At 56.1% G+C, this 24,957-nt stretch carries 25 protein-coding genes; 8 read left to right on the top strand and 17 right to left on the bottom strand.

Going from position 1 to position 24,957, the window contains the following annotated elements:
* Entirely contained in the window at window positions 1–894 is an 894-nt protein-coding gene (locus WFN87_RS09540; RefSeq protein ID WP_336982648.1) for a transporter substrate-binding domain-containing protein, read from the top strand.
* Between the two features lie 47 nt (window positions 895–941).
* Here WFN87_RS09540 and WFN87_RS09545 read toward each other — a convergent pair whose 3' ends face one another.
* A complete protein-coding gene (locus WFN87_RS09545) occupies window positions 942–1,406 on the bottom strand; it encodes a glycine zipper 2TM domain-containing protein (RefSeq protein ID WP_008456437.1) in 465 nt (154 codons plus the stop codon).
* Between the two features lie 291 nt (window positions 1,407–1,697).
* Here WFN87_RS09545 and anmK point away from each other — a divergent pair, with 291 nt between their 5' ends.
* The 5 genes from anmK to pdxY all read left to right on the top strand — a co-directional run bounded on the left by anmK (window position 1,698) and on the right by pdxY (window position 6,305).
* A complete protein-coding gene (gene anmK, locus WFN87_RS09550) occupies window positions 1,698–2,822 on the top strand; it encodes an anhydro-N-acetylmuramic acid kinase (protein ID WP_336709520.1) in 1,125 nt (374 codons plus the stop codon).
* A gap of 91 nt (window positions 2,823–2,913) precedes the next feature.
* The gene (gene mliC / locus WFN87_RS09555) at window positions 2,914–3,237 is read left to right on the top strand and encodes a C-type lysozyme inhibitor (protein WP_336982649.1); all 324 of its coding nucleotides are present in this window, start codon (window positions 2,914–2,916) and stop codon (window positions 3,235–3,237) included.
* Window positions 3,238–3,294: 57 nt separating this feature from the next.
* Window positions 3,295–3,951 (top strand): pyridoxamine 5'-phosphate oxidase, encoded by a 657-nt coding sequence (gene pdxH / locus WFN87_RS09560; RefSeq protein WP_008456433.1) that lies wholly within the window; start codon window positions 3,295–3,297, stop codon window positions 3,949–3,951.
* A gap of 140 nt (window positions 3,952–4,091) precedes the next feature.
* Window positions 4,092–5,366, top strand: coding sequence for a tyrosine--tRNA ligase (tyrS, locus tag WFN87_RS09565; protein ID WP_008456432.1), 1,275 nt, complete (start codon window positions 4,092–4,094; stop codon window positions 5,364–5,366).
* A gap of 78 nt (window positions 5,367–5,444) precedes the next feature.
* A complete protein-coding gene (pdxY, locus tag WFN87_RS09570) occupies window positions 5,445–6,305 on the top strand; it encodes a pyridoxal kinase PdxY (RefSeq protein ID WP_008456431.1) in 861 nt (286 codons plus the stop codon).
* 171 nt (window positions 6,306–6,476) lie between these two features.
* Here pdxY and gstA read toward each other — a convergent pair whose 3' ends face one another.
* The 11 genes from gstA to ydgT form a co-directional block, all read right to left on the bottom strand.
* Window positions 6,477–7,079 carry a glutathione transferase GstA gene (gene gstA, locus WFN87_RS09575; RefSeq protein ID WP_166874700.1) on the bottom strand — a complete coding sequence of 201 codons (603 nt, stop codon included), beginning with the start codon at window positions 7,077–7,079 and terminating at the stop codon, window positions 6,477–6,479.
* 109 nt (window positions 7,080–7,188) lie between these two features.
* Window positions 7,189–8,694 (bottom strand): dipeptide/tripeptide permease DtpA, encoded by a 1,506-nt coding sequence (gene dtpA, locus WFN87_RS09580; RefSeq protein WP_336709516.1) that lies wholly within the window; start codon window positions 8,692–8,694, stop codon window positions 7,189–7,191.
* A gap of 607 nt (window positions 8,695–9,301) precedes the next feature.
* Complete coding sequence (nth, locus tag WFN87_RS09585) at window positions 9,302–9,937, bottom strand: endonuclease III (RefSeq protein ID WP_008456428.1); 636 nt, start codon at window positions 9,935–9,937, stop codon at window positions 9,302–9,304.
* Entirely contained in the window at window positions 9,937–10,626 is a 690-nt protein-coding gene (locus WFN87_RS09590) for an electron transport complex subunit E (RefSeq protein ID WP_008456427.1), read from the bottom strand. Before WFN87_RS09590 ends, nth begins: the two co-directional genes overlap by 1 nt.
* A complete protein-coding gene (rsxG, locus tag WFN87_RS09595; protein ID WP_039302429.1) occupies window positions 10,623–11,249 on the bottom strand; it encodes an electron transport complex subunit RsxG in 627 nt (208 codons plus the stop codon). Before rsxG ends, WFN87_RS09590 begins: the two co-directional genes overlap by 4 nt.
* A gap of 9 nt (window positions 11,250–11,258) precedes the next feature.
* Window positions 11,259–12,311, bottom strand: coding sequence for an electron transport complex subunit RsxD (gene rsxD / locus WFN87_RS09600; protein WP_336982651.1), 1,053 nt, complete (start codon window positions 12,309–12,311; stop codon window positions 11,259–11,261).
* Window positions 12,312–14,483 (bottom strand): electron transport complex subunit RsxC, encoded by a 2,172-nt coding sequence (rsxC, locus tag WFN87_RS09605; RefSeq protein ID WP_336982653.1) that lies wholly within the window; start codon window positions 14,481–14,483, stop codon window positions 12,312–12,314.
* Window positions 14,476–15,054, bottom strand: coding sequence for an electron transport complex subunit RsxB (gene rsxB / locus WFN87_RS09610; RefSeq protein WP_008456423.1), 579 nt, complete (start codon window positions 15,052–15,054; stop codon window positions 14,476–14,478). Before rsxB ends, rsxC begins: the two co-directional genes overlap by 8 nt.
* Window positions 15,054–15,635, bottom strand: coding sequence for an electron transport complex subunit RsxA (gene rsxA, locus WFN87_RS09615; protein WP_008456422.1), 582 nt, complete (start codon window positions 15,633–15,635; stop codon window positions 15,054–15,056). The genes rsxB and rsxA overlap by 1 nt, the downstream gene beginning before the upstream one ends.
* 77 nt (window positions 15,636–15,712) lie before the next feature.
* Window positions 15,713–16,153: a DUF2569 family protein gene (locus tag WFN87_RS09620; protein WP_008456421.1), complete on the bottom strand. Its 441-nt coding sequence runs from the start codon at window positions 16,151–16,153 to the stop codon at window positions 15,713–15,715.
* 77 nt (window positions 16,154–16,230) lie between these two features.
* Window positions 16,231–16,464, bottom strand: a complete 234-nt coding sequence (gene ydgT / locus WFN87_RS09625) for a transcription modulator YdgT (protein WP_008456420.1) — start codon at window positions 16,462–16,464, stop codon at window positions 16,231–16,233.
* Between the two features lie 339 nt (window positions 16,465–16,803).
* Here ydgT and WFN87_RS09630 point away from each other — a divergent pair, with 339 nt between their 5' ends.
* On the top strand, window positions 16,804–17,844 hold the full coding sequence (locus tag WFN87_RS09630) for an oxidoreductase (RefSeq protein WP_008456419.1): 1,041 nt from the start codon (window positions 16,804–16,806) through the stop codon (window positions 17,842–17,844).
* 35 nt (window positions 17,845–17,879) lie between these two features.
* Here WFN87_RS09630 and WFN87_RS09635 read toward each other — a convergent pair whose 3' ends face one another.
* Both WFN87_RS09635 and WFN87_RS09640 read right to left on the bottom strand, forming a co-directional pair.
* Entirely contained in the window at window positions 17,880–19,595 is a 1,716-nt protein-coding gene (locus WFN87_RS09635) for a ShlB/FhaC/HecB family hemolysin secretion/activation protein (RefSeq protein ID WP_336982656.1), read from the bottom strand.
* A gap of 89 nt (window positions 19,596–19,684) precedes the next feature.
* Entirely contained in the window at window positions 19,685–20,884 is a 1,200-nt protein-coding gene (locus WFN87_RS09640) for a collagen-like triple helix repeat-containing protein (RefSeq protein ID WP_336982658.1), read from the bottom strand.
* A gap of 444 nt (window positions 20,885–21,328) precedes the next feature.
* Between WFN87_RS09640 and WFN87_RS09645 the strand changes: the two genes are divergently transcribed.
* Entirely contained in the window at window positions 21,329–22,327 is a 999-nt protein-coding gene (locus tag WFN87_RS09645) for a bile acid:sodium symporter family protein (protein ID WP_166874683.1), read from the top strand.
* 18 nt (window positions 22,328–22,345) lie between these two features.
* Here WFN87_RS09645 and add read toward each other — a convergent pair whose 3' ends face one another.
* The 3 genes from add to WFN87_RS09660 form a co-directional block, all read right to left on the bottom strand.
* On the bottom strand, window positions 22,346–23,347 hold the full coding sequence (gene add / locus WFN87_RS09650) for an adenosine deaminase (RefSeq protein ID WP_336982661.1): 1,002 nt from the start codon (window positions 23,345–23,347) through the stop codon (window positions 22,346–22,348).
* 118 nt (window positions 23,348–23,465) lie between these two features.
* Window positions 23,466–23,927 carry a GNAT family N-acetyltransferase gene (locus tag WFN87_RS09655; RefSeq protein ID WP_166994163.1) on the bottom strand — a complete coding sequence of 154 codons (462 nt, stop codon included), beginning with the start codon at window positions 23,925–23,927 and terminating at the stop codon, window positions 23,466–23,468.
* Window positions 23,928–24,055: 128 nt separating this feature from the next.
* Entirely contained in the window at window positions 24,056–24,886 is an 831-nt protein-coding gene (locus tag WFN87_RS09660) for a class I SAM-dependent methyltransferase (RefSeq protein WP_336982663.1), read from the bottom strand.
* Between the last annotated feature and the right edge of the window lie 71 nt (window positions 24,887–24,957).

Here is a 24,957-nt window from a genome sequence, read left to right on the forward strand (position 1 = left end):
ATGAAATATGGCTTTATCGCGCTGTTGATCTCTTTTTCCGCTTTGTCCGCGCAGACGAATATTGACCTTGTTGCCAATGAAAAGCCTTTGAGCGTGGCGCGGGATGAAAAGGCGATTGCCAAAATCACCGCAGGCTACAGGTTTGTCGAGCCCGGTACATTAACGGTGGCGATCTCCGCGCTTAACTCTCCGCCGCTGGCGCTGCTGGCCAGCGATAACCGCACGCGCATAGGCAGCGACCCGGACATAGCCCGCCTGCTGGCCGGTAGCCTTGGCCTGAAACTGAAGCTGGTGCCGACCGCGTGGGAAGACTGGCCGCTGGGCATCACCTCCGGGCGCTATGATGTGGCGCTGGTAAACATTGCCGTGACGGAGCAGCGGAAAGAGAAATTTGATTTTGCCACCTATCGCGTGGATTCGCTCTCTTTTGCGGTGAAGGCCAGCAGCCCGATTCAGTCTATCGCTAAGGCAGAAGATCTAGCCGGGCGGAAGGTTATCGTCGGGTCAGGCACAAATCAGGAGCGTATTTTGCTAGGCTGGAATGCAGAAAACGAAGGTGCCGGGCGCGAGCCCGCCTTGCCTGTGTATGTGACCGACGATGCCTCCGCCAACCTTTATATTCAGTCTGGCCGGGCCGACGTATTTTTTGGACCGCAGTCAATCACCGCCTATAAAGCCGCGTTAACCGGCACTACGCGTGTGGTTGGGCTGGGGCCGAAAAAGGCCTATGTGGCGACGACAACGAAAAAGGGCAACGGGCTGGTGTACGCGCTGCAGGCGGCGCTGGATGGCGCTATTCAGCGGGGAGAGTATCAGCAGGTGCTTGCGCGGTGGGGGGAGCAGGGGGAAGAAGTTGCCCAGTCGGAGGTGAATCCGCCCGGCATTACTTACTAACAGAAAAGGCCCGCTATGCGGGCCTTAATTCATTTGGCGATGTTGTCTTAGCGAGGAGCAACGGTGATGTTGTTGCCGCTGCCGGAGATGGCTACACGCTGGCCAACGGAGTAACGGGTGTCACCCTGTTTCTGCACGGCGATGATGGTCTGGCCGTCATCTTTACGGATTTCCAGCTCAACGCCTTTGCTGTTGCCCATTGCGCCGCCGACGGCATCACCCGCCAGGCCACCGGCTACGGCGCCGCCTGCGGTGGCCAGAGTACGTCCGGTGCCGCCGCCGACGGTGTTACCCAACAGGCCACCCAGTACCGCACCGCCGATAGCCCCGATAGTGCTATTGCTGTCGCTGCCTTTGATGGTCACCGCGCGAACGTGGGTAATGGTCCCGTAGGTCACGGTTCTTACCTGTTTAGCTTCAGACGCGTTGTACACATCGCCGGACAGCCCTTCGTTGGCGCAGCCAGCAAGGGTGAAAGCAACCAGTGAAACTGCCAAAATACGTGAAATCATTTGTACCTCTCCTGTGAACCATCAACGCTCGGTGAGCATCCGTTATGACTAAATTATATGGCAATTCCTGGCCATAGTTCATGTTTGTTCTACAACAATCCTGTAAAAATAGTAAATCAAATGTCTTTAACAACAATTAAACCGCCGCGCTGTGCGAGTTTGGCTTAAATGCCGTACTGCTTTCTGCCGCGACTGACACAGATTATTAATTAATATTATTAATAAATCATAATATTGCGTGCTAGTTTAACCACATTAATTTACCGCCCCGGCGAGAATAAGGAGTGACGGATGAAGTCAGGTCGTTATATAGGCGTGATGTCAGGCACCAGTCTGGATGGTATCGATGTGGTGCTGGCTGCTATCGACGAACATCTGGTCGTTCAGCAGGCGAGCTACAGCCACCCGATGCCGCTGGCCATCAAAAACGCGGTTCTTGCCGTTTGCCAGGGGCAGCAACTCACGCTGTCCCAGCTAGGCCAGTTGGACAACCGGCTGGGTAAATTGTTCGCCGAGGCGGTGCAAATCCTTATTAAGCGCGAAGGGCTGCGGCCTGAAGACGTCACGGCCATTGGCTGCCACGGGCAAACGGTGTGGCATGAGCCGCAGGGCGAGGCCGCCCACACTATGCAAATTGGCGACAACAACCATATTGCCGCGCTGACCGGTATTACCGTCGTCGGTGATTTTCGCCGCCGCGATATGGCGCTTGGCGGGCAGGGCGCGCCGCTGGTGCCGGCGTTTCACCAGGCGTTGCTCGCTCATCCGGTTGAGCGCCGAATGGTGCTCAACATCGGCGGCATTGCCAACCTCTCTTTGCTGATCCCAGACCAGCCGGTCAGAGGCTACGACACCGGGCCCGGTAATATGCTGATGGATGCGTGGATCTGGCGGCAGCGTGGAAAAGGCTATGATAAAGACGCCGAATGGGCGAGCCAGGGCAAAGTCGTTCTTCCTTTGTTGCAGCAAATGCTGAGCGATCCTTACTTCGCCTCACCTGCGCCCAAAAGTACGGGCCGCGAATACTTTAACTATGGCTGGCTTGAGCGCCAGCTTGCGATGTTCCCGGCGCTTGCCGGAGAAGATGTGCAGGCCACGCTGACTGAGCTGACGGCGACGACTATCGCCGAGCAGGTACTCCTGAGCGGCGGCTGTGAACGACTCATGGTGTGCGGCGGAGGCAGCCGTAACCCGCTTCTGATGGCGCGCCTCGCTGCGCTGCTGCCGGGTACGGAAGTGACGACGACCGATGAAGCCGGGATAAGCGGGGACGATATGGAAGCGCTGGCGTTTGCCTGGCTGGCCTACCGAACAATGTCCGGCCTGCCGGGCAACCTGCCTTCGGTAACCGGTGCCTCTGAGCCGACCATCCTCGGTGCCATTTATCCTGCTAATCCGCGTCATAATAAGAGTTAACTGAAATTATCTTCATCCCGCAGCCGCTAAACTGCTAGCGTTAAGGAGGGCGCATGCCCTCCAGGGATAACAAGATCTTCAGGATACTCAGATGAAAAAACTGCTCGTTGCCACCTTGCCAATACTGCTCGCCGGCTGTAGTTACTACAACGCTTTTCTCGAAAAAATGCATACCGATACGCTGGCGTATCAGTGCGATGAAAAACCGCTCACCGTGAAGCTGAATAACGACAAACAGCAGGTTAGCTTTGTCTACGATAACCAGATGCTGACCCTGACGCAGGGGCTTTCCGCGTCCGGCGCACGTTATACCGACGGCGTGTACGTCTTTTGGTCGAAGGGCGACAGCGCAACCGTCTATCGCAAAGACACAATCGTGCTGAATAATTGCCAGCTACAGACGGCCAAACGTTGAGATTTCTCAGGGTGGAGAGCACAATAGCTCCACCCGAGGATAGCCTGATGTAACGCCATGTCTGATAACGACTCTTTGCAACAGATTGCGCATTTGCGCCGCGAATACACCAAAGGTGGCCTCCGCCGCCACGATCTCACCGACACCCCGCTGCCGCTTTTTGAACGCTGGCTGGCTCAGGCCTGCGAAGCCAAACTTGCCGACCCGACTGCCATGGTCGTGGCCACGGTTGACGAAAACGGCCAGCCGTATCAACGCATCGTCCTGCTAAAGCATTTTGATGAAAAAGGGCTGGTGTTTTACACCAACCTGGGCTCCCGCAAGGCGCACCACATCGAACACAACCCCCGCGTTAGCCTGCATTTCCCGTGGCATATGCTGGAGCGCCAGGTGATGGTGCAGGGCACCGCCGAGCGGTTATCCACCCTCGAAGTGTTGAAATACTTCCACAGCCGCCCGAAGGACAGCCAGATAGGCGCCTGGGTATCGAAGCAATCGAGCCGCATATCCGCGCGCGGCGTGCTGGAAAGCAAATTCCTCGAGCTGAAACAGAAGTTTCAGCAGGGGGAAGTGCCGCTGCCGAGTTTTTGGGGCGGCTACCGCGTCAGCATCGACCAGATGGAGTTCTGGCAGGGGGGCGAACACCGTCTGCACGATCGCTTCCTCTACCAGCGCGACGGAACTGCCTGGAAAATAGACCGCCTCGCGCCGTAAAGTCAGGATTTTCACCTTAAGCGCTGGTGCTAACTGCGTCAGCCCTTTATTCTATGTCCCCTAAAAAATGAATTCTTTCGCCAGTGGGCGAAAAGCCGTGTACCGGCAAAGGTGCAGTCGTATTAGAGATGGAGAATTTGATGTCGAACATCAATTTGATCAAACAATTGCAAGAGCGGGGCCTGGTGGCCCAGGTGACGGATGAGGATGCGTTAGCAGAGCGACTGGCGCAAGGGCCAATTGCACTCTATTGCGGCTTCGATCCGACCGCCGACAGCTTGCATTTGGGCCATCTGGTTCCACTGCTGTGCCTGAAACGCTTTCAGGAAGCAGGCCATAAGCCGGTTGCCCTCGTGGGCGGCGCCACCGGTCTTATCGGCGACCCAAGCTTCAAAGCCGTTGAGCGTAAGCTGAACACCGAAGATACCGTGCAGGAGTGGGTGGAAAAAATCCGCCGTCAGGTTGCGCCGTTCCTCGACTTTAACTGCGGGGATAATTCTGCCGTCGCCGCAAACAACTACGACTGGTTCGGCAGCATGAACGTGCTGACCTTCCTGCGTGATATCGGCAAGCACTTCTCTGTTAACCAGATGATTAACAAAGAAGCGGTAAAACAGCGTCTGAACCGCGACGACGTGGGGATCTCTTTCACCGAGTTCTCTTACAACCTGCTGCAGGGTTACGACTTCGCCTGCCTGAACAAACTGCACGGCGTGGTGCTGCAGATTGGCGGTTCTGACCAGTGGGGCAACATCACCTCCGGTATCGATCTGACCCGCCGTCTGCATCAGCAGCAGGCTTTCGGCCTGACCGTGCCGCTGATCACTAAATCCGACGGCACCAAATTCGGAAAAACCGAAGGCGGCGCGGTCTGGCTTGATCCGAAGAAAACCAGCCCGTACAAGTTCTACCAGTTCTGGATCAACACCGCGGATGCCGATGTGTATCGCTTCCTGAAGTTCTTCACCTTTATGGACATTGCAGAGATCAATGCCCTGGAAGAAGAAGACAAAAACAGCGGGGCTGCACCTCGCGCCCAGTACGTGCTGGCCGAGCAGGTCACCCGTCTGGTGCACGGTGAAGAAGGTCTGACCGCGGCCAAGCGCATTACTGCCAGCCTGTTTAACGGCAACCTGAGTGAACTGAGCGAAGCCGACTTTGAGCAACTGGCTCAGGACGGCGTGCCGATGGTCGAAATGGATCGCGGTGCCGACCTGCAACAGGCGTTGGTGGATTCCGAGCTGCAGCCATCCCGTGGCCAGGCGCGTAAAACCATCTCGCAGAACGCAATCACCATCAACGGTGAAAAACAGTCTGACCCGGAATACTCCTTCACCGAAGGCGACATCCTGTTTAACCGTTACACCCTGCTGCGCCGCGGTAAAAAGAACTACTGCCTCGTCTGCTGGAAATAAGTTATCGGAATAGAAAAGCACGGCTTATGCCGTGCTTTTTTTTAGCAAGCACAACACCTGGCGATACCTGAGTCGAAAATGAAAAACATTCTTGCCATCCAGTCCCACGTGGTATTTGGTCACGCCGGTAACAGCGCCGCCGAATTCCCGATGCGCCGCCTGGGCGCCAACGTCTGGCCGTTGAACACGGTGCAGTTCTCCAACCACACGCAATACGGGCAATGGACCGGCACGGTGATGCCCGCCAGCCACCTGAGCGAGATTGTGCAGGGGATTGCGAATATCGGCCAACTGGAGCGCTGTGATGCGGTTCTTAGCGGATATCTGGGCTCGGCTGAGCAGGGCGAACATATTCTTTCCATTGTGCGTCAGGTAAAAGCGGCTAACCCGAAGGCAAAATACTTCTGTGACCCGGTGATGGGTCACCCGGAGAAAGGCTGTATCGTGGCGCCTGGCGTGGCGGAATACCACACGCGCTACGCCATGCCTGCCAGCGATATCATCGCGCCGAACCTGATTGAGCTGGAAATTCTCAGCGGCCACAGCGTAAACAACGTGGACGAAGCCGTGGCGACGGCCCGGGAGCTGATTGCTCAAGGGCCGGAAATTGTGCTGGTGAAGCACCTGGCGCGCGCAGGCTACCAGCAGGATCGTTTTGAAATGCTGCTGGTGACGGCGGACGAAGCCTGGCACATCCATCGCCCGCTGGTGGATTTTGGCGAGCGGCAGCCGGTTGGCGTGGGTGACGTGACCAGCGGCCTGCTGCTGGTTAAGCTGCTGCAGGGGGCAACGCTGCGTGAAGCGCTGGAGCACGTTACGGCGGCGGTGTACGACATTATGGTCGTCACCAAACGCATGGCCGAGTACGAACTGCAGCTGGTCGCGGCTCAGGACGGGATTGCCAAACCCGAACACTATTTCACCGCGGTGAAGCTCTGAAATAAAAAACGCCCTCAGCAGAGGGCGTTTAGTTTCTGACAAAGAGGAAAAAAACGTGGTTTTTCCCTCTTTGTAGTTATCAGCCGAAAATCAATGAATTGATTTTCCTATTCTTTTACCGAACTGACTGGTATCACTTCTCTCGCCGACGTTTTGCTATCCAGACCTGATTTAAATCCCTTCGGCGGTCAGCGCCGCAGACACAGCCGGGCGCGCCTTCATGCGCTCAACGTAGGCTTCGATGTTTGTCAGCCCGGCCAGATCCAGCTTCAGGCCATAGGCCCAGCGCAGCACGGTAAACAGGTAGGCGTCCACCACGGTGAAGCGGGTCCCCATCAGCCACTGCTTATCCTGCAGCGACTCGTTCACATAGTGGAATTTCTTCTCCATCTGCTTGCGAACCACGGCCTTGAACTCTTCAGGGGTTGCCGGGTTGAACAGCGGAGAAAAGCCTTTATGCAGCTCGGTTGCCACATAGTTCAGCCACTCCAGCGTGTGGTAGCGAGTCATGCTGCCTGCTGGGGCCAGCAGATGGCGATCGGGCACTTTATCCGCCAGGTATTGCACGATAGCCACGCCCTCGGTCAGCAGAGAGCCGTCATCCAGTACCAGAGCGGGCACCTGTCCTTTGGGGTTAATGGCGAGAAAATCGTCACCGTTTTCGGTGCGCTTGGTCGCGAGGTCAACTTTCACCAGCGAAAAGTCCAGGCCAGATTCACGCAGGATAATGTGTGGGGAGAGGGAACAGGCACCGGGCTTGAAATACAGTTTCATGACGAACTCCTTTAGGGCGCTAAGATAACTTATGTTAGTGCGGACACAGGGAAAAAAAAAGCCGCCAGCTGTGAGGCCGGCGGCTAAATAATCATTTTTCCTGGAGAAATTACGCGGTAGCGGTTTCGTTAACCTTTTCGGCTTTGTCTTCGCTCAGCGTCATGCGGTTCAGCTTCGGCGCGGTCAGCAGCATCAGCACGGCAATCACGCCGGTGACGATACCGATCTGCATGAAGACACGACCGTACACTTCCAGAGACTGCAGCGGGTCAGTCACGTTTTCCGGCACCGCCATTAGGCCTGCAACTTTACCGGCGATGATTGCTGCACCCGCAGTCGTCAGGAACCAGCTGCCCATGATGAAGCCCATCAGGCGCTGTGGTACCAGCTGTGCCACCATTGCGAGGCCCAGGCCGGAGATCATCAGCTCACCAATACTCTGCAGCGCATAGCTCAGAATCAGCCAGTTTACGGACACAATACCCGCTTCGTTAGCGAACTTCGCGCCAACCGGCAGAACCAGGAAGGCGAAGGAGCACAGCACCATCCCGATTGCGAACTTGTGCGGCATCGGCAGGCGGTCGCCCATTTTGTTGTAGATAGCGGCGAGAATCGGGCTACCGATCATGATCCAGAACGGGTTCAGCGCCTGGAACTGCTCGGCTTCGAAAGTGATGCCCAGAATTTCGTGGCCCACGTTGCGAATAGCGAAGAAGTTCAGGGAGGTTGGCATCTGGCTGTAAAGCACGAAGAAGACGATAGCTTCAACCATCAGGATGAAGGCCACGATCATCTTGCGGCGAGCCGCGCCTTTCATCGCAAAAGCTTCTTTCGCGAAGATAATAACGATACCCAGTGCAACGAAGCCCAGCACGGCGCGAGCAATGCCCTGGTTGTGCAGCAGCCAGGTTGCCACGGCAATAAGCACTACAACGCCTGCGATGGTTGCCATCAGCTTACCGAAGTGCACCGGTGCGAAGTCAGGCTTAGAGCCATAGTTCTTCACCCACCTCTTACAGAAGATGAAGTTCACCAGCGTAATCAGCATGCCCACGAAGCTCAGGGAGAACGCGGTGCTCCAGCCATACTGCGCCGCAAGCCATGGGGTGGCGAGCATAGAGAAGAAGGAGCCGATGTTGATGGACATGTAGTACATGGTGAATGCACCGTCCAGACGCGGGTCGTCTTTCTCATAGCAGGTTGACAGCAGCGCGGAAGGGTTAGCCTTGAACAGGCCGTTACCTACGGCGATGGTCGCCATCCCGATATACACCACGCTCACGTCGTGGCCGGAGTAAGCCACAAGGGCGTAACCGATAGCCAGTACGACGGTACCAAGCATGATAACGCGTTTGGTGCCGAGGACTTTATCGCCCAGCCAGCCGCCAATCGCGACCAGGCCATAAACAAGGGCGCTAAAGGAGGAGAACAGCGTGATGGAGTCCGCTTCGGACATGCCCAGCATTTTGACCAGGTAAACGGCCATGATGCCTTGCAGGCCGTAATAGCCGAAACGCTCCCAGAGTTCGATAGAGAAAATCAGGTAGAACGATTTAGGTTGCTTAAAGGCGTTTAGACTAACGCTTTCTGCTGGTTCTTTGTTTGCAGTCGACACATATACCTCTTTTTTTACATCCCGCTTTAATTAAGGGGCTTACTTATGTCTTACCGCATGGGTAAGCATTTTTCTTGTTATTAGGAAGGAAAAACGGGGGGTAATGTTCACTATCCAGGGGTTGCAGGCAAGGGGTTTGTAATATTCTGTTACATATATCCATGGCAAGATAATACGCCATCAGGTGAATTGTTATTCAGCGTTAAATTTTACCAATTCATTTATTAACGATTTTTTGTCTTTTTTCAAAGCGATTTTTTAACATTATAGTTATATATTCTGCTTATGAAGCTGTGACGCAGTGTTAATGACCACTATATTCAATATGTCTGGCCTATTGTATGGCCGTAGATCCATTATTGCTAACGATAGCAAGGCGTTAGTGGTGATTTCGTTACCTTTACGCAACCTCAGGTTATCAAAGTGATGCAGATCACAAATTTATAGAAATTTCTTATCGCAAAAAAACGATTAACCTGGTGAGCCGATTATTGAGCGGACAATATAAAATCATCCCGCGTTATTTCTGGCATAAAAGTGTGCAAAAAGGGCGTTTATAAGGCAGGGAAGTACAGAGGAAGCCCGAGGCTGGCCCCGGGCGAGGCGATCAGGCGTCAACCTTCTCTTTAAATTCGCAGAGATCTTCGATAATGCATGAGCCACAGCGCGGCTTGCGCGCGATGCAGGTATAGCGGCCATGGAGGATCAGCCAGTGATGGCAGTCGACCTTAAATTCTGCCGGAACCACCTTCAGCAGTTTTTCCTCTACCTGCTCAACGTTTTTCCCGGCAGCAAACTGAGTGCGGTTACACACCCGGAAGATATGGGTATCGACGGCAATCGTTGGCCAGCCGAAGGCCGTGTTCAGCACGACGTTGGCAGTTTTACGGCCTACGCCCGGCAGCGCCTCAAGCGCCGCCCGGTCCTCAGGGACTTCGCCACCGTGCAGGTCAAGCAGCATGCGGCAGGTTTTGATCACATTCTCCGCTTTGCTGTTAAACAGGCCGATGGTTTTGATGTACTCCTTTACGCCGTCTACCCCAAGCGCCAGCATCGTCGCCGGGGTATTGGCGACAGGGTACAGCTTTGCCGTCGCCTTGTTGACGCTGACGTCGGTGGCCTGAGCGGACAGCAGAACCGCAATCAGCAGCTCAAAAGGGCTGCTGAAATTGAGTTCGGTTGTCGGATGAGGATTGTTGTCTCTCAGGCGGGTGAGGATCTCAACTCGCTTGCTGTTATTCATTAAGCCTTCTCTGCATTGCCTGCTACGGCGGCGGCGCTTTCGCGGGCGCGACGTGCCTTCATTTTTTCATCAATGAGGTATTTTATCGCCAACAGCATACCGAGGCCAATAAAGGCGCCCGGCGGCAGCATGGCGAGCAGGAAAGGCGTGTCGGTATGGAAGACTTCAATGCGCAGCACTTTCGCCCAGTTGCCAAGCAGACCGTCCGCGCCGTCAAACAGGGTGCCGTTACCAATAATCTCGCGAATCGAGCCTAAAACAAACATTGCGCTGGTCGCGCCCAGCCCGGTGGCAAACCCATCCAGCGCGGCATAAGGCACGCTGGCTTTTGCCGCGTAGGCTTCGGCTCGCCCGACGACGATACAGTTGGTGACGATGAGCGGGATAAAGATCCCCAGCGACTGGTAGAGCCCAAATGCATAAGCGTTGATCAGCATCTGCACGATACTGACCACCGAGGCGATGATCAGCACGTACACCGGAATACGAATCTCAGCGGGCACCCAGCGGCGCAGGGCGGAAATTGTCCCGTTGGTCAACGTCAGTACCAGCGTGGTTGCCAGCCCAAGCCCGAGGGCGTTGGTGGCGGTGGAGGTGACGGCCAGCAGCGGGCAAAGGCCCAGCAACTGAACCAGCGCCGAGTTATTTTTCCACAGCCCGTTTACCAGGACGCGTTTTGTTTCGCTCATTGTTGTTCTCCACAGGCCGGCAATTCGTTGAGCTGCGCGGGCAGGGTTTCTGCAAACAGGCCAGCGCGCTTAACGGCATTGACTACCGCGCGCGGGGTAATGGTTGCCCCGGTAAACTGCGTGAACTGCCCGCCGTCTTTTTGGACCGCCCAGCTCGGGTCATTGCTGCCCTGAATGCGTTTGTTAGCAAAGTGGGTGATCCAGTCGCTGAGACGCAGTTCTATTTTATCCCCAAGCCCCGGCGTTTCGTGGTGTTCGGTCACGCGGGTGCCGAGGATGGTGCCGTTAAAATCGGCGGCAACCAGAATCTGTATAGCACCAGAATAGCCGTCCGGCGCGGTGGCTTCCATGACAACGGCAACGGGCTTATCGCCTTTACGCGCCACATAAATATGTCGGGCGCCTTTGCCGAGCGGGGAGTCCTTCACCACCAGGCAGCTGTCTTGAATAGGGTTATCGTAGACGTCATCGGCAATCACCTGATCAAATAACATTTTTTGCTGCAGCGCCGATTGCTGGGCAATTGTCGGTTTGGTGAGTTCGTTGACCAGCGCCGTCAGCCCGGTAAACAGAGCGGCAAACAGCGCCAGGGCTACGCCATGCTTTTGCATTGTTTTAAACATAGCGTCTCCTTAGCGGTGGCCGTACGCGCGAGGGCGGGTGTAGTAGTCGATAAGCGGCACGGTAATATTACCAAGCAGCACGGCGAACGCCACGCCGTCCGGGTAGCCGCCGTAAGTGCGAATCAGCCAGACCAGCAGGCCAACCAGCATCCCGAAAATCAGTCGTCCACGGTTGGTCGTCGAGGCGGTGACCGGGTCAGTCAGGATAAAGAACGCGCCGAGCATGGTCGCACCGGAGAACAGATGCACCATCGGCGACAGGCATTTTTCCGGGGCAATAACCCAGCCGAGCGTGGAGCAGACGACCAAAGCTACCAGGAAGCCCGCCGGGATATGCCAGCGAATGGTGCCGCGCCACAGCAGGAACAGACCGCCCGCCAGATAAGCCAGGTTAACCCACTGCCAGCCGAGGCCCGCCAGCGCGCCGCCATAGATTGGCGCACTCAGAAGTTGCTCTGCGGAGTGCCCCGCGTGCAGACCGGTTTTGAAGGTGTCCAGCGGCGTGGCCTGGCTGATGCCGTCCACGCCCATGCGCAGCGTATCCATGGTACCGCCGGTGGCGGTTGCGCCGTGGAAAATCACCTGCAGGTTGTCAACAAAACCCGGTACGCTAGCGGCAATGGACTGCGGCGGCAGCCAGGAGGTCATCTGCACCGGGAAAGCAATCAGCAGCACAACGTAGCCAATCATCGCCGGGTTAAACGGGTTGTTGCCAAGGCCGCCATAGAGCTGCTTGGCAATGATGATGGCAAACACCATCCCGACAACCACCATCCACCATGGCGCGAGAGGCGGAATACTGATCCCCAGCAACAGGCCGGTGAGCAGCGCCGAGTTATCGGCAAGGTGGTTTTGTACGGATTTTTTGCGCAGACGCAGCACCAGCGCTTCGGCGACCATAGCGCTGACGATCCCCAGTACAACCTGAATCAGCGTTCCCCAGCCAAACCAGTACCACTGCATCGCGATGCCGGGCAGGGCTGCGAGACAAACCAGCATCATAATCCGCGCGGTGCTGCGCTGATTATGGGTAAACGGGGAGCTTGCGATTTTAAAAACCATTTATTCCTCTGGAGACATCTGAGCGGCTTTACGCGCCTGAACGCGGGCAATTGCCGCAGCCACTGCAGCTTTGCGTGGATCTTGTTCTTCTTGTGGGGCTGATTGTTCGCTTTCCGCTTTCTGCGCCGCTTTGCGAGCTTTGGCTCGGGCAATGGCAGCTTCAACGGCGGCTTTGCGCGGGTCAACGACTTCTGGCTCAACGACAGCTGGCTCAGGGCTTTCTGCGTTTTGCGCCGCTTTGCGAGCCTTGGCTCGGGCAATGGCGGCCTCAACGGCGGCCTTACGCGGGTCAACGGCTTCTGGCTCAACGACAGCTGGCTCAGGGCTTTCTGCGTATTGCGCCGCTTTGCGGGCCTTGGCTCGGGCAATGGCAGCTTCAACGGCGGCCTTACGCGGGTCAACGGCTTCTGGCTCAACGGCAACTGTCTCAGGGCTTTCTGCGTTTTGTGCGGCTTTGCGAGCCTTGGCACGGGCGATCGCGGCTTCAACGGCAGCCTTCCGCGGATCGGTTTCGGTGCTGCTCGCCGATTCTGCCTGTAGCGCTTTCTCTGCCTGGCGCGCGCGCGCTTCAGCTTTACGGGCTTCGCGGGCAGCAATCATTTCGCTATTGTCCGGCGTACTGCCGGCTTTCACCACTATAGGTTCGTCGCTTGCCTGCGCTTTTTTGCTTTTTACGCGGGCAAGTGCGGCCTGAATGGCATCGTTATCTTTTGCCGTCGGCTGAACCGCGGCATTTTTATGGCGCTCAAGGCGAGCAGCTTTCTCACGCTCCAGCCTTTCCTGCCGTGCCTCAAAGCGAGCCTTAGCCTCAACGGTGCGTTTGGCTTCCAGCTCAATCTCACGGATTTCGGCCTTTTCCTGGCGGAAGTACTGCACCAGCGGAATATTGCTCGGGCAAACGTAGGCGCAGGCCCCGCATTCGATACAGTCAGACAGGTTGTAGGCGGTGGCTTTGTCGTGCTGCTGGCCTTTGCTGAACCAGTACAGCTGCTGCGGCAGCAGATCGGCCGGGCAGGAGTCCGCGCAGGCGCTGCAGCGAATACAGCCTTGTTCTTCTTCCTGCTCGCCCATTTCAGCCGGAGACGGGGCCAACAGGCAGTTGGTAATTTTCACTACCGGCACATCAAGCCACGGCAGGGTGAAGCCCATCAGCGGCCCACCCATAATCACTTTCTGATCCTGTCCTGGGCGGAAGCCCGCAAAACTGAGCAGGTGGCTGACCGGCGTGCCCAGACGCGCCCAGACGTTGCCCGGCTGAGTTATGGATTCACCAGTTAAAGTGACGACACGCTCGGTCAGCGGTTCGCCGTCGATGACCGCACGTTTAATGGCATACGCGGTGCCGACGTTCTGCATCAGAATGCCAATGTCGGACGAACGGCCCCCGTGGGGCACCTGCTTGCCGGTTAAAATCTGCGTCAGCTGTTTGGCGCCGCCGGACGGGTATTTCGTCGGGATGACCCGCAGCTGCATATCGTGGCTATTAGCCAGCACCGCCCGCATCATGGAGATCGCCTGCGGCTTGTTGTCCTCAATGCCAATAAGAATGCGCTGTGGCTTTAGAATATGGGCCAGAATGCGCACGCCTTCGATAATTTGCGCGGCACAGTCCTGCATCAGGCGGTCGTCGGCGGTAATGTAGGGCTCGCATTCGGCGGCGTTCACGATCAGCGTGTCAATTTTATCGCCGCCGCCCTGCAGTTTGCTGCCGGTCGGGAACCCTGCGCCGCCCAGCCCGGCCACGCCGAACTGGTGAATGCGTTCAATAAGGGCTTCACGGCTCTGGCAGCGGTAGTCGCTCCAGCCGTCTCGTTCAATCCAGCGGTCCTCACCGTCAGCATCAAGAATGACGCTAAGTTCGGCGAGGGCAGAAGGATGCGCGGTTGAGTGCGGCTCAATAGCCTTAATGGTGCCGGAGGTTGGAGCGTGTACCGGCAGCATACGCCCGCGTCCACGGGTCAGAGGCTGGCCGCGCAGCACATAATCACCGGGTTTGACGCACAGTTCACCTTCCGCGCCGATGTGCTGCTTCAGCGGAATCACGAGCTGGGAGGGCAGCGGAACCTGGCGCAGCGGCGTGCCGTTGGACTGGGTTTTCATCTCCGGGGGATGAATGCCGCCGTCAAAGTCCCAAATTCTGTCTTTTTTAAAGCGATTGAAGATATTAAGCATGGTTATCCGCCGGGATCATACGCACCGGGATGGTCTGCAAATCCCATTTCCAGCTTTCGGTCGTCGGGCTGACGGGGATCAGGTCGATGCAGCGGGTAGGGCAAGGGTCGACGCAAAGGTTACAGCCTGTGCACTGGTCGCTGATCACGGTATGCATGGCGCGGGTCGCGCCTACAATCGCGTCAACGGGGCAGGCCTGAATGCATTTTGTGCAGCCGATGCAGTTTGCTTCGTCAATCACGGCGAGCATGCGCACCGGCTCTGCGGCGGTGGCATCGCCGTCAATCGGCTGGGGCTCCACGTTCAGGGCGCTGGCAATCTTCAGCATTACGGCTTCGCCGCCCGGCGCGCAAAGGTTGATTTTCGCGCCCTGGTTGCCAACGGCCTCTGCGTAAGGACGGCAGCCTGGGTAACCGCACTGGCCGCACTGGCTCTGGGGCAGCAGTTCGTCAATGCGGTCAACAATCGGATCTTCTTCTACTTCAAAGCGGCGAGAGGCATAGCCCAGGATCAGGCCGAACAGCAGCCCCATCAGCGTGACCGAAATAATGGCCATCCACAACGTTGTCATCAGAACTTCACCAGCCCGCTAAAGCCCATAAAGGCGAGGGCCATCAGGCCTGCGGTTACCAACGCGATAGCGTTGCCGCGAAACGGGGCTGGAATATCGGCTACAACCATACGCTCGCGAATGGCCGCGAACAGCACCATCACCAGCGAGAAGCCAAGCGCGGCGGAAAAGCCGTACACCGCCGACTGCAGGAAGTTATGGCCCAGATTGATGTTGAGCAATGCCACGCCGAGTACGGCGCAGTTGGTGGTGATCAGCGGCAGGAAGATCCCCAGCAGGCGATAAAGCGCGGGGCTGGTTTTACGCACCACCATTTCGGTGAACTGCACGACAACCGCGATAACCAGGATAAACGCCAGGGTGCGCAGGTAGATCAGGTCCAGCGGCACCAGGATAAGTTCGTCAATGATCCACGCAAAAATAGAGGCGAGCGTCATCACGAAGGTGGTCGCCAGCCCCATGCCGATGGCGCTTTCCAGTTTTTTGGAAACCCCCATAAACGGACACAGACCAAGGAACTTCACCAGCACGAAGTTATTGACCAGCACGGTACCCACAAAGAGCAGCAAATAATCTGACATGATTCGACCTGAAACAAAAAAAGCCGCCTATTATCGACGAATCGGCGGGCGGCGACAACGGGCTATCTATAGGGTTATTACGGGTTAATGAAGGTCTGCTTCACTCGCTTCGAACGCTTCAAATAAGGCACCAGTAATGCCGCTGCAAGCAGAGAAGGCAGCAGCAGTTGAACCGCGACCTTGTCGCTGACCGGCGAAAATGCGAAGGATTTAATCGCCAGCAGCACGGTGAGCAGCAGCCACAAAATATAATGACGGACCACATTCTGGCGGCGTTTAAAGAACGCGATAGTCAGCCAGAGGGTATAGGCCCACATTGCCATCGCACAGGCGACGGACAGGCTGAACAACAGCGTTGTTTTTGCGTCTGCGCTGCCCAGCGCCTCGCGGGCTGCCGGGGACAGAATCATCATCAGGAAACTTAACAGCGCCACCGAGCTGCTGAGCAACGACATCAGCAGCCAGGCCAAAGGGGCAAGGAGCCAGCCGGCAATGCGCGGGGGTTGGGGCGTCGTCATGTGTCCTCCCGATTTTAAATAAGGTGAATAAAGCGGGGGATTATAAGGGATTTTGCCGCTAATGCTACCGGCAGCGGCTATACAACGTAACGCCAGACCGTTTTCGGCACACATCCAAGGTCAAAAAGACGTCCGCCGGAGGCCAGTTCGGCCCTGCGGTGATCGGCCGCGCGGTACATATTCATGATTTCCTGGCTGTCGGTCAGGGTGTAATTCAAGTGATCAAAAAGCTTTTCCAGATTTTCCTGCGAGCTTATTTTGCGGAATTTCATCAGGTAGTCCAGGGCACTGAGAGGTGTTGCATTTTCCATGGCGGGTATCAATTAATCACGGTCGGCGGATTGAGAGGCGATGATAATCGCAAACTCGGTCGCGACTTAGCGCTATTATTACTCAACGGAACAATTAGGAGTTTTCTTTGCAATATCCAGGAATATCGCGTCCTGGACTACATAAAAATCTTCTTAATTTTAATTTACCCTGGCCGTTCGGGCTAAATGAAGACAGTTATTTAAAGCCATAATAACTGTCTGGATGATTAGCAATAATGGCGGTCTTATGCCTGGGCAATGCGCAATCCAGAAACTTGCTGTTGTCGCCCACCGGGGGATAAGGTGAAATGCCGGAGTTCATTAAAGAGAGGAAAACACATGAGTGATACCATCCGCGTCGGGCTTATCGGTTACGGTTATGCCAGCAAGACTTTTCATGCACCGCTGATTTCCGGTACGCCAGGAATGATCCTCGCCGCAGTTTCCAGTAGCGATGCTGAAAAAGTGCACGCTGACTGGCCGGGGATGACGGTCGTGTCCGATCCTCAGCACCTGTTTAAAGATCCCGCCATCGATCTGATTGTCATTCCTACCCCGAATGACACCCACTTCCCGCTGGCTAAAGCTGCGCTGGAAGCCGGAAAACATGTCGTCGTTGATAAGCCTTTCACCGTCACGCTATCCCAGGCGCGGGAGCTGGATGCGCTGGCTAAAAAGCTCGGCCTGCTGCTGTCCGTGTTCCACAACCGCCGTTGGGATAGCGACTTCCTGACGGTGAAAAATTTGCTGGCGGAAGGGACGCTCGGCGAAGTGGCCTATTTTGAATCCCACTTTGACCGCTACCGCCCGCAGGTACGTAACCGCTGGCGTGAACAGGCGGGCGTCGGCAGCGGTATTTGGTACGATCTTGGGCCGCATCTGCTTGATCAGGCCATCACTCTGTTTGGGCTGCCAGTCAGCCTGACCGTGGACCTCGCGCAGCTTCGCGCCGGGGCGCAGGCGACCGACTACTTCCACGCCGTGCTGGCTTATCCGCAGCGTCGTGTCGTGCTGCATGGCACGCTGCTGGCGGCGGCGGAAACGGCGCGTTACATCGTGCACGGCACGCGTGGGAGCTACATTAAATACGGCCTTGATCCGCAGGAAGATCGCCTGAAAGCGGGCGAACGACTGCCACAGGAAGACTGGGGTTACGACATGCGCGACGGCGTGCTGACCCTGGCACAGGGCGAGATAATGGACGAGCAGACGCTACTGACCGTGCCAGGTAACTATCCGGCTTATTATGCGGGAGTGCGTGATGCTCTGGCCGGTAAAGGTGAGAACCCTGTCCCGGCAGCCCAGGCGATTCAGGTCATGGAACTGATTGAGTTGGGCATCGAGTCCGCGAAAAAGCGCGCGACGCTGAACCTTGTCTGAGAATGCCCCTCACCGTGCCCGGTGAGGGTTAACCGTTAATGCAGATTGTTAAAGTTGTAGGTGAAGGTCAGGCTGAAGCGGACATCGCGGCGGCTGCTGTCGCTGGGTAAATCAGCCAGTGGCCTCGCCGCCTCAACGGAGACAGTATAGTGGCGGCTGTCGCCCACCGTTACCCCGGTTGCAATCGAGGCCAGACGCTGATGACGGAAGCCCGGCTGATTGAACCAGGTCTGGGCGGTATCTGCCACGACATAGGGCTGCACCGTGTTAATCCACACGCCCTGATCGAGACTATGGAGATAGCGCATTTCAACCTGCCCGCCGTAGCCGTAATCTCCGCTGGCCTCGCCATCAGGATATCCCCGGCCAAAACGCTGCGCCCCGAAGCTTACTCGCTCAGCTTCGGGCAAATTATTGTTTGACCAGTCCCCCTCCAGCGACGTACTCAATCGCCATTTAGGCGCGACCAGCCAGGCGGCATCGACGTTGCCCTTCCAGCGCGTAAAGTTGAGATTAGTGTTTAATCCCGGCGTGACGCTGGCCCCAAAGGCATCAATACCCTTACGCAGGGTCAGGCGTGCGCTCCAGTTGGCGGTGTCGTACTCGCGGTAGCCCCAGGCCGAAAACTCTGCCGCCGGGTAGCGAGCGCGCTGGCTGACGCCGGGCAAATCAATGGTATTGCCGAAGCCGCTGGCGCGCAGCGCATAATCGTCGCGCTTATCGACATAATCCAGCCCGCCGCTGACCGAAAACTGCTTCTTGCGCTCAAGCAGCAGCGGGTAGCTGAAGGCTATTCCCCCGGTGTACTGGGTGGTTTTTTCCTTTGCATCGATAGAAATGTTCTGCGGCAAATAAAGCAGCGGCGTGAAGTCGCTGGGGTTTTCACGATAGAAGCTGCCTTTCAACTGCATCAGCAGGCCGTTATCGGTGAGGTATTGCTGATAGTTGGCCCCAAAGTAGGTTTTTTTCGTGCTGCTATCCAGCGGCACCAGCGTGGCAAGCCCCAGCTGATCGCCGTGGCTGGTGAGGTTGCTGAGCGTGCCGTTAATCAGCGCCAGGTTTGAGCCTTTGCGCGTGTCTATCGTGGAGGAAATATCCCAGATATGCGGCTGCGTGGCGTCGACTTTCATATCCGCCGCGCCATAAATGTTGTCAGGTAGCGCGGCATTGGCCTCCACTTTTGTCGCCGGCGTGCGCTGCATCAGCAGGCTGTAGCGGTCAAATGTGGCCTGACTGAGGGGTTTTTCATTCATCATTAGCGCCGACAAACGGCTTAAGCGTTCGCCCGTATTAGCGTTATCGCTTTTGATGTTGCTGTGCGCAATATAGCCTTCAACCAGCACAATACGCACCGTGCCATCATGGAAATTGTCGCTCGGCAGGTAAGCGTAGGACAGCGGCAGGCCATCCTGCTGATAGCGCTGGGTAATGTTATTGGTCAACGTTATCAACTGGGCCAGCGGGACTGTTTTGCCGACCAGCGGCATAAACGGCTGAACCAGCGAGTCGAGTTTATAGCGCGTGCCGCCAATAAACTGCAGATGTTTCACCGTAATCGGCGTCTGCGGGGTTAACTTCGGAACCGGCAGCGGGGTTTTTACTTCTGGCTGTTTTTGCGGTGCAGCAGGTATGGCAAGAGAACGAGCAGCTTTTGCGGGGTTATTAGGGTCGATAAGCGTGGGGGACATATCGGCATAGCTGATACTCAGCGTAGCGCCATAAAGCAACACGATACCCAGACGAGTGTCCATAGTGATCTCCCTTAACTGCGCAGCGAAGAAGATGCTGTGAAAAAAGTGCTCCCGCCGTTACCACGGGAGCACATGTGCCATAGTGAGCACTATTTGGTTTTCAAAAGACCGCTGACCGCGCCGGTAAGCCCGACTTGCTGGCCTGAACTTGTGCTACTGCCTGTCGCACTGGCGTTGACATTGGTGGTTAGCGAAGAGGTCAGGCCGCTCACTGTGGTGCCAAGGCCGGTCACCAGGCCATTGCTCCCCACGCCGAGCGAGCCAGAAGCCCCCGCTGAAACGGAGCCTGAGCTGCTGCCGGTTTGTACTGGTTTCACCAGCGCTCCGCTGTCAGTCACCACCTGCCCGGTATTCTGGACAACCTGCCCCACGCCGCTGAGAGAAGGGTTGCTGCCGCTTATATTGGTCCCCAGACCGCTGACGGCTCCCCCTGTGGTGGTCAGCAGGTTACTGACTGGCGTACCCAGCCCGGTAGCCCCGCCCACGGCCTGAGTGGCTTTCTGCGTATCTGAAAGGGTGGTGTTAACCAGCCCCGTAGCGCCAGTTGTCAGGTTGGACACGCCAGGGCTTTGTACCGTTTGAGTCAGGGCATTCCCTGTACCGGTCACGACTTGCCCCGCAGTATTGACCAGTCCACCTGCGGCCCCAGTTACCCCGCCGACTGGCGTATTGGCTGTGGAGCTTGCGAGATTAGTCCCGACTGCTGAAACGGTTGTCCCAAGGCCAGATACGGCATTGGTTGCACCGGTCACGGTGGTGCCCACCCCGTTAGGGTTGTTAGCATTGCCAAGGCCATTCACTACGCCGTTGCCGACGGTTGAAATGGCGCTGCCGGTGCCGTCCACGGCCACGGCAACCGTGGAGGTGACAGGATTATTCACCGGTAACTGAGAACCTACGCCGCTGACGGTACTGCCAACGCCGCTTACGACGCCGCCGGCATCGCCGATAATGTTATTACCTGCACTATTAGCGACGGTTGTTCCGCCTCCTGTGCCTCCACCAGTACCGCCACCGGTTCCACCTCCGCCCGAACCGCCACCTGTTCCAGTACCTGTTCCAGTACCTGTTCCAGTACTGCCACCCGAGCCGGTTCCTCCACCGGAACCGCTACTCCCCGAGCCGCTACCGCCATTGCTTGCGGTGTCTGTGCCCGTGGTGCCGGCAGACCCGGCTGTTTTCGCCGTATTGTGCGAACTCCCGCCGCCGCCGCTACAGGCCGACAGGGAGAAGGCAAGAAGTACCGCCATCGCAATAGCGCTGAGGCGGCCAAAGTTATTTGAGCGCATAGCAATACTCCACTATTAGCACGCCGGACGGCGTATTAATAAGTGTATGGCGTATTTGAATCACTGCCACATCACGGCTCATATAATATGAATTTAAATTTACAAATGAGATTTTTGTCGTATTTCTGCATTTTGAAATTGAATGGTTTTGATATTAAATTTTTAATTATCATTAGGTTATATTTTACCAAAAGGTAAAAAAAATTTTATGACAATTACCTTGATTTACGATGAAATGTCTTCTTTAAATAGCTATAAAATTAAGCCGTGCTGTATTCATATTTTAGTTTCAGTTTCGCTTAATCGATAACGTTTCGCTTTAAGATAAAGCGACATGAACCCACTGTGCATTTTTTGGAAGTTTGCATAATTGTTAACTCGCCAGCGCGGCCGATTTGTTGCAAAGTAACAGCCAAAATGATGTCTGGCAGGTAGAGGAACAGGATGGGTTGGCTACAAAAACTAAAAATTGATAATTTTTTACTGATAATGATTGGCGTGGTGATCGTGGCATCGCTGTTCCCGTGCGAGGGGATAGTGAAAACCGGGTTTGAATACCTGACGACGTTCGCCATCGCGCTGCTCTTCTTTATGCATGGAGCAAAACTCTCCCGCGATGCCATTGTGGCGGGCATGGGGCACTGGAAACTTCATTTAGTGGTGTTTCTCAGTACCTTTGCGCTGTTCCCGCTGCTGGGGCTGGCGATGGGCTTCCTCTCTCCGGCTATTCTGAGTCAGCCGCTGTATATGGGCTTCCTCTATCTTTGTGCGCTGCCCGCCACGGTGCAGTCAGCCATCGCCTTTACTTCGGTTGCCGGGGGTAACGTGGCGGCGGCGGTGTGTAGCGCTTCTGCATCCAGCATCCTGGGGATCTTCCTCTCGCCCGTTCTGGTCGGGGCGCTGATGCAGACTCAGGAAGGGACAACCGACACGCTGCATGCCATTGGCAAAATCATTATGCAGCTGATGGTGCCGTTTGTTATCGGGCATCTTTCCCGGCCGCTGATTGGCAAATGGGTGGATCGTCATAAAAAGCTGATTGGCCTGACCGACCGGTCGTCCATTTTGCTGGTCGTCTATGTGGCGTTTAGCGAAGCGGTAGTCGAAGGCATTTGGCATCAGGTCAACGGTTTCTCGCTGCTGATGGTGCTGGCCTGCTCGCTGGTGCTGCTGGCGATTGTGCTGGTGGTGAATACGCTGGCGGCGCGCCTGCTGGGCTTTAATACGGCTGACGAGATTACTATCGTGTTTTGCGGGTCGAAGAAAAGTCTGGCCAACGGCGTGCCGATGGCAAATGTGCTGTTCCCGGCAAGTGCGGTGGGGATGATGGTGCTGCCGCTGATGATTTTCCACCAAATCCAACTGATGGTTTGCGCCGTTCTGGCTCAGCGCTATGCCCGCAAAACGGCCGAACAAAAACGGCAGCTGGAATCCGCGTCCTGACGCCAGCCGCCGGTATTTTTACGCCGCCTTAACCTTAGCGATAAGCGCCTGTTTTTCGGCTTCGCTCAGGAACGCAATATTCAGTCCATTCTCCTGCGCGGTGCGAATGTGCGCCGCGCTGAGGCCGGCCTGAGGTGCCGCGACGTTATACTCATGAATAATATCGATGCCCTGAACCGCCGGGTCATCGGTATTGATCGTGGCCAAAACGCCGCGATCGAGGAAGGCGATCAGCGGGTGTTTGTCCAGGGCCCCAACGGTGCTGGTCTGAATATTCGACGTCAGGCAGGACTCAATCCCGATTTTATGTTCCGCCAGGAAATCCATCAGCGCCGGATCTTCAACTGCTTTTACGCCGTGACCGATACGCTCCGCGCCCAGCTCGCGGATAGCCTGCCAGATGCTCTCCGGCCCGGCAGCTTCGCCGGCATGCACGGTGATCCGCCAGCCAGCATCCCGCGCACGATTAAAGTGATTCAGGAACAGGCTGCCCGGGAAGCCAAGTTCGTCTCCGGCTAAGTCCAGCGCGGTAATGCTGTCGCGGTGGGCGAGCAGGGCGTTCAGTTCCGCTTCACAGGCGGCTTCACCAAAGGTTCGGCTCATAATGCCGATCAGGCGGGCTTCAACGCCAAAGTCGCGGCAGCCCTGGCGTACACCTTCAATTACGGCTTCAACCACGCCGGCCACCGGCAGGTTATGGCTCATCGCCATATAGCCTGGGGAGAAACGCAGCTCCACGTAGTGCAGGCCGTTGCGAGCGGCATCTTCAATATTTTCCCAGGCGACGCGGCGGCAGGCCTCGAGATCGCCCAGCACTTTTACGCCCCAGTCCAGCTTCTGCAGGAAACTGACCAGGTCCGGTGCAGTCTCAACGACCTGAACGTGTGGACGCAGGGTTTCGAGGGTGTTGGCAGGTAAAGATAAATTAAACTGGCGGCCGAGATCGAGGATAGTTTGCGCACGAATATTGCCATCAAGGTGGCGGTGCAAATCGGTTAACGGCAGGGTGGTATCAATCATGGTCGCACTCTTTTTTTGATTAAAGTGCGGCGTATTATAAAAAGAAATGGGGGGCAATTGCTACGGCTGTCAGCATTTTGTTGCGCAAACGTCCCTGTCGCGCTTTTGCCGAGAAAAATTACTGCAGCGTTAGCTTGTAGCCAAGATGGCTGGCCTCAAAACCAAGGTTGTCATAAAAGCGGTGCGCATCCGTCCGTGTTTTGTCCGTAGTGAGCTGTACGAGGTGACAGCCTCTTTCTTTGCACTGCTGGACGGCCCAATCCACCATCTGTTTGCCAAATCCCGTCCCTCTCTGTGAACGCGCAATGCGTACCGCTTCAATCTGGCCGCGCCACGCGCCTTTGCGCGCTAAGCCCTGAATAAAGGTCAGCTGTAACGTCCCGATGACCTCATCTCCGGATACGGCTACGGCAAGTAGCTGGTTTGGGTCGGCATCGATGGCATGAAAAGCCTCAATGTAGCGCTGATCTAAGGGAAGGCTGGGATCTTCTCTCAGGCGGCCCAGAATGTCGTCGGCTAACAGCGTGATAATGGCGGGAACATCGGCAAGCTGTGCTTTACGAAAAAGTATCTCGTTCATTGGCTGGTTTCCATCAGGGGAAAGAAGGCTTGTGCCGGCAAATGTTAGCACAGCCAGCTTTAGGGGCTGGCTGTTTTTGGGTTTTATAAAAAGTTGTTTGTAAGCATATTTAAATAAAAAAGATCTTTTTATTCGCCTGTTTCACTGACGGCTGCCAACCCATATTTAATCGCGCAGGTAGCTATAAACGTCGGCATAAACTGGTCAATCAAGAAACGCGGGTTGGGCTGCTTATCTTCATAAAAACCGGCCAGTGCGAAACCCGCTTCAAGCTGTCCGCCGATCTGCTCTTCCAGTGAATGGCCGAAGACGAACGCTTCTCCCCGAGCCTGTTTCGCGGCCAGCTCGTCGGCCGTGAGATCATTGACGTCAGAATAGGGCAGGCTGAATCTTGGACGGATAACGCCTTGTTCGGCATAGTTGGCTGCACGATCGCCGATGAAAACAACCGGATTAAAAAAGCTGGATAACAGCTTTCCGCCGCTTGCTAAAATCCGGTAACAGCCGTGCCAGATGGGGCGAATATCCGGCACGTACTGGTTAGATATCGGGTGGATAATGTAGTCAAAGCTTTTATCCGCGAAACGGGACAGATCGCGCATATCGCCCTGGACAAATGTCAGCTTCAGATTGTCCCGTTGCGCAACAAAGCGGTCTTTATTGAGCTGCTCCTGCGATAAATCATATACGGTGACTTCCGCCCCGGCGGCGGCGAGCACCGGTGCCTGCTGCCCCCCGGCAGACGCCAGGCAGAGAATGCGTTTTCCCTGCACGTTCGGTAGCCAGCTGGCAGGGAGCTTGCCTGGCGTTAAATGAATCTGCCACTCGCCGCGGCGGGCTTGTGCAATGATGTCGGCACCGACAGGCCGGGACCATTCGCACTGCTGGCGGGCAAGGGCATCCCATGCGGCGCGGTTGTGCTCGAGTAAGTCGGAAGAGTGGGTAAATGTATCAGGCATCTTATTTTCCTCTGGGGAGTGAAAAGCAGAGCCAGGGAATAGCGGCGAGATGTGCGGCATAAGCCGCAGCC

The sequence above is a fragment of the Cedecea sp. AS113 genome (genome assembly GCF_037152415.1).
Lineage (GTDB): Bacteria > Pseudomonadota > Gammaproteobacteria > Enterobacterales > Enterobacteriaceae > Cedecea.

Bases quoted from the DNA above. Each gene is read 5' to 3' on its own strand.
- rsxC (WP_336982653.1), bottom strand. From the start codon at position 14,483: ATGCTTAATATCTTCAATCGCTTTAAAAAAGACAGAATTTGGGACTTT.
- WFN87_RS09540 (WP_336982648.1), top strand. From the start codon at position 1: ATGAAATATGGCTTTATCGCGCTGTTGATCTCTTTTTCCGCTTTGTCC.
- anmK (WP_336709520.1), top strand. From the start codon at position 1,698: ATGAAGTCAGGTCGTTATATAGGCGTGATGTCAGGCACCAGTCTGGAT.
- rsxG (WP_039302429.1), bottom strand. From the start codon at position 11,249: ATGTTTAAAACAATGCAAAAGCATGGCGTAGCCCTGGCGCTGTTTGCC.
- WFN87_RS09660 (WP_336982663.1), bottom strand. From the start codon at position 24,886: ATGCCTGATACATTTACCCACTCTTCCGACTTACTCGAGCACAACCGC.
- WFN87_RS09630 (WP_008456419.1), top strand. From the start codon at position 16,804: ATGAGTGATACCATCCGCGTCGGGCTTATCGGTTACGGTTATGCCAGC.
- WFN87_RS09620 (WP_008456421.1), bottom strand. From the start codon at position 16,153: ATGACGACGCCCCAACCCCCGCGCATTGCCGGCTGGCTCCTTGCCCCT.
- rsxB (WP_008456423.1), bottom strand. From the start codon at position 15,054: ATGACAACGTTGTGGATGGCCATTATTTCGGTCACGCTGATGGGGCTG.
- gstA (WP_166874700.1), bottom strand. From the start codon at position 7,079: ATGAAACTGTATTTCAAGCCCGGTGCCTGTTCCCTCTCCCCACACATT.
- WFN87_RS09545 (WP_008456437.1), bottom strand. From the start codon at position 1,406: ATGATTTCACGTATTTTGGCAGTTTCACTGGTTGCTTTCACCCTTGCT.
- WFN87_RS09640 (WP_336982658.1), bottom strand. From the start codon at position 20,884: ATGCGCTCAAATAACTTTGGCCGCCTCAGCGCTATTGCGATGGCGGTA.
- WFN87_RS09655 (WP_166994163.1), bottom strand. From the start codon at position 23,927: ATGAACGAGATACTTTTTCGTAAAGCACAGCTTGCCGATGTTCCCGCC.
- rsxA (WP_008456422.1), bottom strand. From the start codon at position 15,635: ATGTCAGATTATTTGCTGCTCTTTGTGGGTACCGTGCTGGTCAATAAC.
- tyrS (WP_008456432.1), top strand. From the start codon at position 4,092: ATGTCGAACATCAATTTGATCAAACAATTGCAAGAGCGGGGCCTGGTG.
- add (WP_336982661.1), bottom strand. From the start codon at position 23,347: ATGATTGATACCACCCTGCCGTTAACCGATTTGCACCGCCACCTTGAT.
- WFN87_RS09645 (WP_166874683.1), top strand. From the start codon at position 21,329: ATGGGTTGGCTACAAAAACTAAAAATTGATAATTTTTTACTGATAATG.
- pdxH (WP_008456433.1), top strand. From the start codon at position 3,295: ATGTCTGATAACGACTCTTTGCAACAGATTGCGCATTTGCGCCGCGAA.
- ydgT (WP_008456420.1), bottom strand. From the start codon at position 16,464: ATGGAAAATGCAACACCTCTCAGTGCCCTGGACTACCTGATGAAATTC.
- rsxD (WP_336982651.1), bottom strand. From the start codon at position 12,311: ATGGTTTTTAAAATCGCAAGCTCCCCGTTTACCCATAATCAGCGCAGC.
- nth (WP_008456428.1), bottom strand. From the start codon at position 9,937: ATGAATAACAGCAAGCGAGTTGAGATCCTCACCCGCCTGAGAGACAAC.
- WFN87_RS09635 (WP_336982656.1), bottom strand. From the start codon at position 19,595: ATGGACACTCGTCTGGGTATCGTGTTGCTTTATGGCGCTACGCTGAGT.
- pdxY (WP_008456431.1), top strand. From the start codon at position 5,445: ATGAAAAACATTCTTGCCATCCAGTCCCACGTGGTATTTGGTCACGCC.
- mliC (WP_336982649.1), top strand. From the start codon at position 2,914: ATGAAAAAACTGCTCGTTGCCACCTTGCCAATACTGCTCGCCGGCTGT.
- WFN87_RS09590 (WP_008456427.1), bottom strand. From the start codon at position 10,626: ATGAGCGAAACAAAACGCGTCCTGGTAAACGGGCTGTGGAAAAATAAC.